Genomic DNA, 10,582 nt, shown 5'->3' on the forward strand with positions numbered 1-10,582 from the left:
GATAGTCGATCTCTAGATTGGACGGAAACGATCGACCTCTAACTGCAATCCGAATTTCGAAAACGGTAAAACTTAAATTTAAAATTTCATTGATATCGATCGTGAATGCGAACGAATTACGGCAACGACATGAAGCGGGCGAAACCGATTTTGCCGGAGTAAACCTACGGGGGGCAAACCTCAACGGCATCGAACTGCTGGGGGTTAATCTCGACAGTGCCGATTTACAATCAGCCAGCCTCGTTTTTGCCTATTTAAGTCGAGTGAGTCTGGGGAAGGCGAATCTCTCTCATGGCAAATTGAGCGGCATTAATTTATATAAATCGGACTTGCGTCAAATCAATCTGGGGGATGCTGAGTTACACGGGGCGAATTTGCAAGGGTCTGATTTTCGCAAAGCAAATCTCGCCCTGGCAAACCTACTCGATGCCAATCTGAGTAAAGCCGATTTACGCAATGCCAATCTCAGCGGTGCCTGTCTGCGGGGAGCCTGTTTGCGGGGGGCCAATCTCCGCTATGAAAAACGGGTTTACGAACCGGTCAACCTGCGAGGGGCAAACTTGCGCAATGCCGATCTGCGGGATGTCAATCTCACCCATGCCGACTTGACCAAAGCGGATTTAACCGGGGCAAACCTGAGTCATTGTAACTTGCGGGGTGCGAAGTTGACTCGAGCGATTTTAAACCAGACAAACTTGAGTAATGCCGTGATGACGCAAGCGTATCTGGCGGGGGCAAGTGCGATCGAAGCGAACTTGAGTGGGGCTCTGGTTGCCAGTGCCAAATTCAAGGAAGCCAATCTCCAAAAAGCCAACCTGCACTTAACAAATCTGGCCCGAACGGACTTGAGTCGCGCGGATTTGAGTTTCGCGAATTTAAAGGAAGCGGATTTGCTCGAAGTCAATTTAGCCAAAGCCAACCTCGCCGGGGCGAACCTTGCCGGGGCGAACTTGTTTGAGGCGGATTTGAGTTTGACGAACATGAAGGGGACGAATCTTTCTCGGGCAACAATGCCAGATGGGGATGTGCATGAGTGAGGGGGAAACTTCCGAATTCGGAATTTGGAAAGGGGGCTATAGCTATTCAAGGTTGTCAACTTGACATCTAGCAAAATTGCTTAACCTTTTACCAATGTCCATTCCCTATTCCCTATTCCCTATTCCCTCTTTGCCCCAAATCTCTACTTCATAATTTGCCATTATCCCTCTTCTCAGTCTTGTGAGGTACACCCAAATTCTATTTCCTATTCCCCATTCCCCATTCCCCATTCCCGAAAACCAGAAACTCTGTACTTCAACAGATTGATAACCGCTATAACCATTAATAACTATGCTGAGTCAGCCGCAATCGGAACCGATTTGGAAAACTGTTATTCGTTTGTTGAGGTGGGATAAGCCTGCCGGACGATTGATATTGATGATTCCAGCACTGTGGGCGGTATTTTTGGCGGCTCGAGGAACGCCCCCGCTACCGTTGGTAGGGGTGGTGATTTTGGGATCGCTAGCAACGAGTGCGGCGGGTTGCGTGGTCAACGATTTGTGGGATCGCGATATCGATCCTCAAGTCGATCGCACTCAAAATCGCCCTCTGGCATCCCGTGCCTTGTCGATGACGACGGGGATTGTCGTGGCGGCGGTCGCCCTCGGTTGTGGGGCAATTTTGGCGCTGTATCTCAATACGTTGAGTTTTCTCCTTTGCGTTGCCGCCGTGCCGTTGATTATCTGCTATCCCCTCGCCAAGCGTTTTTTTCCGGTACCGCAGCTCGTGTTGTCCATCGCCTGGGGGTTTGCGGTGCTCATTAGCTGGAGTGCGGTCACCGGAAGCATCGAAACGGCGACATGGTGGCTGTGGGGGGCGACGGTTTTGTGGACTTTGGGCTTCGATACGGTTTATGCCATGGCCGATCGCGAGGACGATCGCCGAATTGGGATTAACTCCAGCGCCCTGTTTTTTGGGGATTACGCGGCGATCGCCGTCGGGGTCTTTTTTCTTGGGACGATCGCGATGCTGGTGGTTCTCGGCAGCGTGATGGGTCTGGGATGGAGCTTTTGGATTGCGGTTACGATCGCGGCGATCGCTTGGATGTGGCAATTCAAGCAGTTGATGCCAACCCAATTACCCCCCTCTCTCTATGGCGAAATCTTCGGGCAAAATGTTTGGATCGGTTTTGCGATCCTTACGGGTATCATTTTGGCGTAGGACGGGACGAAATGGACGATTGACGATCGTGCCTCGACTCTCTCCACACCCAATTTCCCGAACTCCGAACCCTGGATAAAAACATGAATACTTGGCAGGTAAACTCTGAGGTTGTCTATTTATTATCGAAAATTACGGGACAAGACCTAAATCCGCGCACAATTCGACCCCTGTTTATATTTGTCGCAGCAGCGATTGCGGTGTTGCGGGGGGTGATGGTGATGGATAAGGTGGTGGTTGCCGAAGAAGAGGCGCGATTGCTCGATACCCTCGATGTGTTGCTCGATGAGGATGAAGAGGTCTACCGTCTCACCCAACTGACAATTCGGGGAATCGATCGCGAACATATCTATCTCGATCCCCAGGCGCTACTCACCCTGTCGAATCCGCTATCGCTGTCGGCGAGGTTGTTGTTGCTGGCATTTGGATACGAGATGTCGGCGGCGGATGGCACGATCGATTTTCGGGAACAGATGTATTTGCACTCGATCGCCTCTCGGTTACAAATCGAGATGCCTCACTTACAAGCGATCGAAGCAGGATTTACGCGGGATACACCATCATTTCCAGAGGGGGCGGCCCAAGTGCGGGAGTTATTGGGAGACGATCGGTTTGAGGAAATCGATCCGATTTTGGTGAAAGCGGCGCGGTATATGCGATCGAAGTTAGAAATGGTGTGAAAAATCGATCGGCTAACTGACCTGAAAAACATCGCCTATTCTAAATTCAGAGGAATTGTGGCTTTCCCTTTGCCAACAGGGGAAACAATCAGGTTTAGACCGTCAGATTTCAAGCAATATTCGGGAACGAGAAAGGCATCGGCAACGAGTCCTTTACCACCGGGTGGGATTTCCGAGGATATCTTAATATTCTGATTAGAACGATAGACTCGCGCCACATCGGCGGCATTTTCGATGACGTTACCATCGCCGCACTCGAGTGTATAAAGGACGGAGTCCCACATCACTTCATCGCTATTATTTTTTAAATCTAACTCAACCAATAAATAAGACGAGGGTTCGTCGGCATTTTCTGCACTTAGTCGCTTGTTACTGGCCCGATCGACAATTTCATTTTCTACAGAAACTTGACGTAACTGAAAGTCAAAATCTTCGACTTCGATCGTTCTGTTCTCCGGTATCGATCGCGATTCGGTTTCCACCGGTTCGGTGGTTTCATCGGCAGTTTCTGGTTGAGTTTCCTCGACCTCAGATTCTTCTGAATTTCGATCTAAACCTTGAGCTGTTTCATCAACAAAATCCGGCAATTCTACAATTTCAGCTTCTTCCGTTGAATCGTCATCCAAAAGTGAATCTTCTACCAAGGTTTCTGCCTCAGTTTCCTCTGTATTTGAAGACTCTGATGGTTGTGAGGTCGCATTTTCGATATTTTTGGATCGATCGGGATTTGACGTTGCTGATTGAATGACTTCCCGTTCTGAAGTTTCAGAGGGATCGGATTTCGAGCTGTTACAACTGCCTAACAATAAGATCGTTGAAGCAACGGCAATCGCAATTCCAGATCTCAGTTTATAACTAGAGGGTAGAAGTTTCATTATTTTTTGATTGAGAGTACTAATGAATTAAATGAATTAAAAAGCACTGCTAGAATCGATCGCTATTCCTTAGATTCGAGAGTGGTTAGCTGTTGAGCGATATGCATTCCTCGGCTAGACATCGCCACTTCAAATAAATCTGTAGAGAGGGCTTGCTCCACCGGAAAAACTCCCGATTTTTGTAATTGTCCGTTTAGCATCAGTTGAGCGATACTGCCCGTTCCTGCCCCAGCGGCAATGGCTGTATCCGGATGAGTTAGAGTCAAGCAAACTTGGGTGGGCTTACCTGCTTGGGTGCCTTCAATTTTAGCGCGAATGGCGACCCCAATTCCTGTCTGTTTATCGGTCATTTGTGTCATCCGATAACTGGCTTGAGATAGAAACTCGATGGTTGCCGGATTTTTGAGTATTTTTTTGGGAATAAAACGGGCAACTCCCCAGGTGAGACGGTTGTAGTAGTCGGGAATCGAACCAAATTTGGCGATCGCTGTTTTGACGGGAAATGATTCGGGGAGGGTGAGAATTTCTGGGACATCGAACCAATATACGCCAACCTTTCCATAGGGTTCTGGAAATTCGATAATTTCCCGATCGCTGTAAGGTTGAATCGTTTGCCAGCGTCCGTCAATCCAAGCACGAAATGGCTCTAGCAAGCCCAGGAATGTGGTTCGCATGATTGTAACGCCTGCCCCCCCAGAACCCCCGACAACATAGCTCAGATGAACGGTTTCGGCTGTATCGAGCTGTTCGATACCCTGGCGAACCATACTATTAGAAATTCCGGGAAAAATGCCGCTGTTGAGAATTGCCGTTATCCCTGCTTTTTTTGCGGCATCGCGATAGGTTAATGCTTTGCGGACGAATGCGGGACTATCACTAACATCGAGGTAGTTAACGCCTTGTTCGATACAAGTTTCGAGGACGCTAGCATCGCGATCGAGAAATGGGCCGGCACAGTGAATGACGAGGTTAGATTGGGAGATGGCTTCGCTTAAAGTTTCGCGATCGGAAACGTCGAGTTGTAAATACTGGTAAGGGAAAAGATTCGCTCGATTTTTGCGTCCGGTAACAGTAATTTGAGCCTGAGTTCGATCGGCTAAATCTCGGGCAACACTGTCACCAATTCGTCCGCTTCCACCAATTACCAGCACCCGATCGTTTATCATCAGCTTTCAGAAATAACCTGTATTCTCTATCTTTTAGGACTTTCGCTTTTGCCTTTATCTATTGGATGTGTTGGCGCAGCGTAACGCATCATTGCCAACCGTTCGGCGCGTTCGGCGCGTAAGTCCTGTGTTTATTATCATCCAAGGACTTCAATTTGAATGATAATAATAAAGTTCAAAAGTGTTGCCATTAAACCCATGAGCGTTTCCCAGCTTGCTTCCCTCACCGCTATCGCCCGCCAAACCCGCAACGCCGCCCGCCAATTGGGGGTACTTTCGACTCAGGCAAAGAACGAAGCCATCGAAGCGATCTCCATCGCCCTGGAAGCGGCCGCACCGGATATTTTAGCGGCGAATGGGGCAGATTGCGAACGATCGCGAGGTGAAGGGATCGCCAAACCCCTCTACAATCGACTGAAGCTGGACGAAACCAAACTCAAAGGGGCGATCGCCGGGGTGCGAGATGTGGGAAAATTAGCCGACCCGGTGGGTTCGGTGCAAATCGATCGCGAACTCGATCGGGGGTTGAATCTCAAGCGGGTTGCCTGTCCGCTGGGGGTTTTGGGAATCATCTTCGAGGCCCGGCCCGATGCGGTGATTCAGATATCGAGTTTGGCGATTAAATCCGGAAATGGGGTAATTCTCAAAGGGGGAAAAGAAGCGATCGAATCCTGTAAGGCGATCGTCAAAGCGATTCACCAAGGACTGGCAAATACCGAGATTTCCCCCGACGTGGTGCAACTACTTACCACCCGAGAAGAAATCCTCGAACTCCTCAAACTCGACGAATACGTAGACTTAATTATCCCTCGGGGGTCGAACTCCTTCGTTCAATTCGTCCAGGAAAATACCCGCATTCCCGTCCTCGGACATGCCGATGGCATCTGTCACGTCTACGTCGATGCTGCTGCTGATTTAGCAAAAGCGACGGATATCGTCGTCGATGCCAAAATTCAGTATCCGGCCGCTTGTAATGCCACAGAGACGTTGCTAGTGCATCGGGCCGTCGCCGCAGACTTCCTACCCCGAGTAACAGCGGCCCTGCAAGGCGAGAACGTGCAACTTTGCGGTGACGAAATGACCCGAGAAGTGGTGGAGATTGCCCCGGCAACTGAAGAGGATTGGGCGACGGAATACAACGATTTGATGCTGTCGATTAAAGTGGTGGACTCCCTCAACGAGGCGATCGAACATATCAGTACCTACGGTTCCCGCCACACCGAAGCGATCGTTACCGAAGATGCCCAGACCGCCGAAACCTTTTTAAACCAAGTGGATGCGGCGGGGGTGTTCCAGAACTGTTCGACTCGTTTTTCCGATGGTTTCCGATACGGCTTCGGTGCAGAAGTGGGCATCAGTACCCAAAAAATGCCCCCTCGCGGCCCAGTGGGATTGGAGGGATTGGTGACTTATAAATATAAGGTGGTTGGTGAGGGTCACATTGCGGCAACTTATGCCGGGAAGGATGCAAAACCTTTTACCCATCGGGATTTGTAGTTTGTAAATTGGGTGTGATTTTAGGGGCGATCGGTTGTTGCGGTAGGCGATCGAGATTCCTTGAGAAAGTTTATAAAAACCCAACCCTCTTTTCGGGATGAAGTACGAAGCCATTCTAGGAAGTCGAGGGTTAAAACTTGGGCTTCCTTCAGTTTTTGTAGGTCTTCGGTTTCTTTAGCAACTTCGTTGACAACTAGAGGATGATGTTGAAAATTTTCTATTTGTTCCTTTAATGTATATCCTTGACATTTTTTTTGAAATGAAGCGTCAAAATCATTAATGTAATACTCAAGTGTTCGTTCTACATAATTACTAATAGAAATAGCATCGTAAGCTGTTATCTCAGTATAAGAGTCTAAAATGATACATATCGAATAAATTAGATGTTCGGCTTCGATAAACAAACTAGAACTTTCATAATGACTATTGCGATCGTCATCACTGGGGCAAATGCCTCGACTACAGCACCGATCGCTTAAAAGCCAAACTTCATCTAGATCGACTGACTCCCCTTTGGCGATCGACCAAATTGTATCTAATGCTTTTCTCGGAATCTGAGGATCGCCCCAATTTTCCATTTTAGAAAAAGTTTTATAGAACGGAAATAATTGTTCGCAGCAAGAAGCCGCAAAAGCAACAATATGCAATTTTGATAAAATCTTTAATTCTTTAGTTAAGATATTGTTTCTAAAATATTCTATATTCATCTATTTAAAGTAGAAATAAATATTCAAAAATTAATTTTTATAAAACACCTGTGTCTATATTTTACACCTAACTTAAAAGATTCATGAAGAACAAAATCAAAACAAAATATAGCTTAGAAGCATTTCTGCAACTCCCCGAAACTAAACCCGCCAGCGAATATATCAACGGCAAAATTCTCCAGAAGCCAATGCCGAAAGGAAAACATAGTCGATTGCAACTGAAGCTATGTAATCGCATCAACGAAAGTGCAGAAAGCCAAAAAATTGCCTATGCTTTTCCCGAACTTCGCTGTAGCTTCGGTACGCGCTCTATTGTCCCCGATGTTGCTGTTTTCAAATGGTCGCGGATTCCCTTTGAAGCAGATGGAGAAGTTCCCAACGATTTTTTATTGTCCCCAGATTGGACGATCGAAATCCTTTCTCCAGAACAAAGTTCAAATCGGGTAATCGGCAATATTCTCTATTGTCTAGAACATGGTTGTACCCTCGGCTGGTTAGTCGATCCGGCAGATCGATCGATTCTAGTCTTCCGACGAGATCGACAACCCGAACTATTACAAGGTCCCGATCGCCCTTCGGTATTAGAGGATATTCAATTAGAGTTAACCATCGATACAATTTTTAGTTGGTTGAAAATGTCAGGTCGTTCGCCTCAAAATTGACGATCGACGATCGCGCCTGGACTCTGCAACCGTGAAAATGCTGGAGGTATTGCGGCCCGATCGTCCTAAGATGGGAACAAAGCTCATCCTACTCAACTCGATCGGTACCGCGCGTGTCCTACTTCCGTCCGCCGTGGCTGTCGCGCCGATTTATCGAATCTCTTCTTTCCCCCAAACGTTTTGCCTTTCTCGAAGCCTGCGCCATCGGTCTAATTTCTGCATTGGCCGCTGTATTGCTCAAGCAGGGAGTCGGCAGTTTGGGGGCTTGGCGCGTTCACCAATCTCAAGCACATCCCGCCATCTTAGCTCTCCCAGCGATCGGGCTGGTGGGGGGATATGGCGCGGGAATTTTAGTCGAATACCTAGCCCCCGAAGCCTCGGGGACGGGGCTGGCACAGGTTAAAGCCATGCTCGCTGGCGTGCCGATGACGATGAACCTGCGGGTGGCCGCAGTCAAAATGGTGAGTACGATTTTGACCGTCGGTTCGGGTTTGACGTTAGGGCGACAGGGGCCGACGTTACAAATCGGCGCGTCCCTGGCGGAGGCTTTGAGTCGTTGGATTCCCACCTCTCCGGACTATCGCTGTCAGATGATTGCAGCCGGGGCGGCGGCGGGATTGGCTGCCGGGTTCAACGCCCCCATTACCGGAGTTTTGTTTGTCGTTGAGGAACTTTTGCACGATGTCTCCAGCTTCACCCTGGGTTCTGCCATTCTTGCCTCCTTCGTCGGGGCGGTAGTATCGCGGCTTTTGGGAGGTGGCGACTGGGATTTAAACCTCGAACTGGTGGCATCGAGAGCCAATTTCTCCGCGCTGGATATTCCTTTTTTGTTGCTCCTCGGGGCGATCGCCGGATTGTTTTCCGGATTGTTCAGCCGCAGTATCGTTGCCGGCCTCAATTTCAACCGTCGTTTTATCAAATTAAGTTTGCCGTTACGAATGGGACTGGCGGGGTTGGTCTCCGGTGCGGCGATCGCCCTGTTTCCCGTCGCATTTCGGGACAACACCGGTCTGCGGGAATTTCTCAGCACCGGAGAGGCCAATATCGGCATCGTTGCCATCGCTTTTGTTGCCAAATTTGCCCTGACGACGATCGCCTACGGTTCCGGTGCACCGGGGGGATTGTTCGCTCCTGCTCTAGTCCTCGGTTCCGCCCTGGGTTGTCTGGTGGGGTTGTGTTCCCAGGCCCTCTTTGGCATCGGCGAACCCACCACCTATGCCTTGGCGGGAATGGGAGCATTTTTTAGCGGTGTGGCCAAAGTCCCGATCACGGCGATCGCGATCGTCTTTGAGATTACCACGGACTTCAATCTCGTCTTGCCCCTGATGATTACTTCGGTGACGGCGTTCATTGTCTCGGGAAAGGTGGCGCGCGGCTCGCTTTACGATGCCCTGCTAGTTGCCAAGGGCATCGATCTCAAACAAGATTATTCGAGCAATGCCACTTTAACCAAGCTGACTGCCGATGACGTGATGCAGCGCCAAGTGGAAACCTTAGAAAGCCACCTCACCCTCGATCGCGTGCGTCAAGCCTTCTCGCGATCGCACCATCGCGGATTTCCCGTGGTCGAAAACGGTCAGTTGGTGGGGACGGTTTCCCAAAGCGACCTGCCGGACATCACTCAGCATCAAGTCCCCGAAGATTGCCCGTTGCAGGACATTATGACCCCGCAACCGGTGACCGTCCACCCCACGGATACCCTCAGCGATGTGCTGTACCAGCTCAACCGCTATAAAATCAGCCGATTGCCCGTTACCGAGGGGCGGCGTTTGGTGGGGATTATCACCCGCAGCGATATTATCCGCGTGGAGGCAAACGTGCTGGGGGGTCGAGGAGAAGGTCGGGTGCGCGGCGCGCCATCCTATGTCGTCTATCAAACCCGCGCCCCGGAAATCGGTCGGGGACGATTGCTGGTTCCTTTAGCCAATCCCCGCACCGCACCGATGCTACTGCAACTGGCCGCCACCATCGCCCGCGATCGCCACTCGGAAATAGAATGCTTGAATATCGTCTCGATCGCCCGTCACAAAACCCCTTCGGAAACCCCAGTCAGCACGACCCTCGGGCGACGATTGCTAGGGCAGGGGAGGCGGGTTGGCAAGCAGTGGAACCTTTGCGTGCATACCCAAATTCGCGCCGCTTGCGATGTGTCTGAAGCGACGCTCGAAACCATTCGCGAACGCCATATCGATCTACTCTTGATGGGGTGGAAAGGTCGCAACTTCAAGCCCGATCGCATTTTTGGCGATGCGGTGGATACCCTCATCCGCCAGGCAAGTTGCGATATAATTTTGGTCAAATGGGGGCGAACCGCATCCGTCGAGCCGAATCCCACCGCCAAACTGCCCCAGTTCGATCGTTGGTTGATTCCCATTGGTGGCGGCCCGAACGTCCGGGAGGCTTTGCGATTGCTGCCGTCTCTGATTGCTTTGGGTAAAACGCCGAGCATTCACCTGTGTCAGGTATTCGACCCTAACGAATCCAACCCCGATCGCACTGCCTTACGCGAAGCCAAAGCATTTCTTTTCGATCGACTTGGCTGCCCGATTACCACCGCTTCCGTTCTCGGTTTCTCCGTTGCCGATACCATTCTCGACATCGCCCGCACTCGTCGCAGCGATGTGGTACTCTTAGGCGCAAGTCGCAAAAGCTTGCTCTCACGAGTGGTTCGAGGCAATATCGCTCGGGATATCATCCACGGCTGCAAGTGTACGGCGATCGTCGTTCGCAGCGCCGATCCATAAATTTAGTTCGAGTGGGCTTTGGGGAAAACGGGGGAAACGGAGGCTTCGGGGG

Annotated in this window: 9 protein-coding genes; 6 read left to right on the plus strand and 3 right to left on the minus strand. The window is 50.2% G+C overall.

The window, feature by feature from the left end:
• The first annotated feature begins 101 nt into the window (after positions 1-101).
• From IQ235_RS08890 to IQ235_RS08900, 3 genes are all read left to right on the plus strand, one after another.
• Complete coding sequence (locus IQ235_RS08890; RefSeq protein WP_264321120.1) at positions 102-1,037, plus strand: pentapeptide repeat-containing protein; 936 nt, start codon at positions 102-104, stop codon at positions 1,035-1,037.
• Positions 1,038-1,329: 292 nt separating this feature from the next.
• Positions 1,330-2,199 carry a 4-hydroxybenzoate solanesyltransferase gene (locus tag IQ235_RS08895; RefSeq protein ID WP_264321121.1) on the plus strand — a complete coding sequence of 290 codons (870 nt, stop codon included), beginning with the start codon at positions 1,330-1,332 and terminating at the stop codon, positions 2,197-2,199.
• 83 nt (positions 2,200-2,282) lie between these two features.
• Positions 2,283-2,879 carry a TerB family tellurite resistance protein gene (locus tag IQ235_RS08900; RefSeq protein ID WP_264321122.1) on the plus strand — a complete coding sequence of 199 codons (597 nt, stop codon included), beginning with the start codon at positions 2,283-2,285 and terminating at the stop codon, positions 2,877-2,879.
• A 35-nt stretch (positions 2,880-2,914) separates the two neighbouring features.
• Here IQ235_RS08900 and IQ235_RS08905 read toward each other — a convergent pair whose 3' ends face one another.
• A complete protein-coding gene (locus tag IQ235_RS08905; protein ID WP_264321123.1) occupies positions 2,915-3,754 on the minus strand; it encodes a hypothetical protein in 840 nt (279 codons plus the stop codon).
• Between the two features lie 62 nt (positions 3,755-3,816).
• A complete protein-coding gene (locus IQ235_RS08910; RefSeq protein WP_441373252.1) occupies positions 3,817-4,920 on the minus strand; it encodes a saccharopine dehydrogenase family protein in 1,104 nt (367 codons plus the stop codon).
• Positions 4,921-5,118: 198 nt separating this feature from the next.
• Between IQ235_RS08910 and IQ235_RS08915 the strand changes: the two genes are divergently transcribed.
• Positions 5,119-6,417 (plus strand): glutamate-5-semialdehyde dehydrogenase, encoded by a 1,299-nt coding sequence (locus IQ235_RS08915; RefSeq protein ID WP_264321124.1) that lies wholly within the window; start codon positions 5,119-5,121, stop codon positions 6,415-6,417.
• A gap of 20 nt (positions 6,418-6,437) precedes the next feature.
• Here IQ235_RS08915 and IQ235_RS08920 read toward each other — a convergent pair whose 3' ends face one another.
• On the minus strand, positions 6,438-7,124 hold the full coding sequence (locus tag IQ235_RS08920) for a DUF416 family protein (RefSeq protein WP_264321125.1): 687 nt from the start codon (positions 7,122-7,124) through the stop codon (positions 6,438-6,440).
• Between the two features lie 83 nt (positions 7,125-7,207).
• Between IQ235_RS08920 and IQ235_RS08925 the strand changes: the two genes are divergently transcribed.
• On the plus strand, positions 7,208-7,786 hold the full coding sequence (locus IQ235_RS08925; RefSeq protein ID WP_264321126.1) for a Uma2 family endonuclease: 579 nt from the start codon (positions 7,208-7,210) through the stop codon (positions 7,784-7,786).
• A 113-nt stretch (positions 7,787-7,899) separates the two neighbouring features.
• The gene (locus IQ235_RS08930; protein ID WP_264321127.1) at positions 7,900-10,530 is read left to right on the plus strand and encodes a chloride channel protein; all 2,631 of its coding nucleotides are present in this window, start codon (positions 7,900-7,902) and stop codon (positions 10,528-10,530) included.
• The last annotated feature ends 52 nt before the right edge of the window (positions 10,531-10,582 follow it).

Source organism: Zarconia navalis LEGE 11467 (assembly GCF_015207075.1).
GTDB classification, from domain to species: Bacteria; Cyanobacteriota; Cyanobacteriia; order Cyanobacteriales; family Geitlerinemataceae; genus Zarconia; species Zarconia navalis.

Excerpts from the sequence above, each read along its gene's own strand:
- IQ235_RS08895 (WP_264321121.1), top strand. The coding sequence starts at position 1,330 with ATGCTGAGTCAGCCGCAATCGGAACCGATTTGGAAAACTGTTATTCGT.
- IQ235_RS08900 (WP_264321122.1), top strand. The coding sequence starts at position 2,283 with ATGAATACTTGGCAGGTAAACTCTGAGGTTGTCTATTTATTATCGAAA.
- IQ235_RS08905 (WP_264321123.1), bottom strand. The coding sequence starts at position 3,754 with ATGAAACTTCTACCCTCTAGTTATAAACTGAGATCTGGAATTGCGATT.
- IQ235_RS08910 (WP_441373252.1), bottom strand. The coding sequence starts at position 4,920 with ATGATAAACGATCGGGTGCTGGTAATTGGTGGAAGCGGACGAATTGGT.
- IQ235_RS08915 (WP_264321124.1), top strand. The coding sequence starts at position 5,119 with ATGAGCGTTTCCCAGCTTGCTTCCCTCACCGCTATCGCCCGCCAAACC.
- IQ235_RS08920 (WP_264321125.1), bottom strand. The coding sequence starts at position 7,124 with ATGAATATAGAATATTTTAGAAACAATATCTTAACTAAAGAATTAAAG.
- IQ235_RS08925 (WP_264321126.1), top strand. The coding sequence starts at position 7,208 with ATGAAGAACAAAATCAAAACAAAATATAGCTTAGAAGCATTTCTGCAA.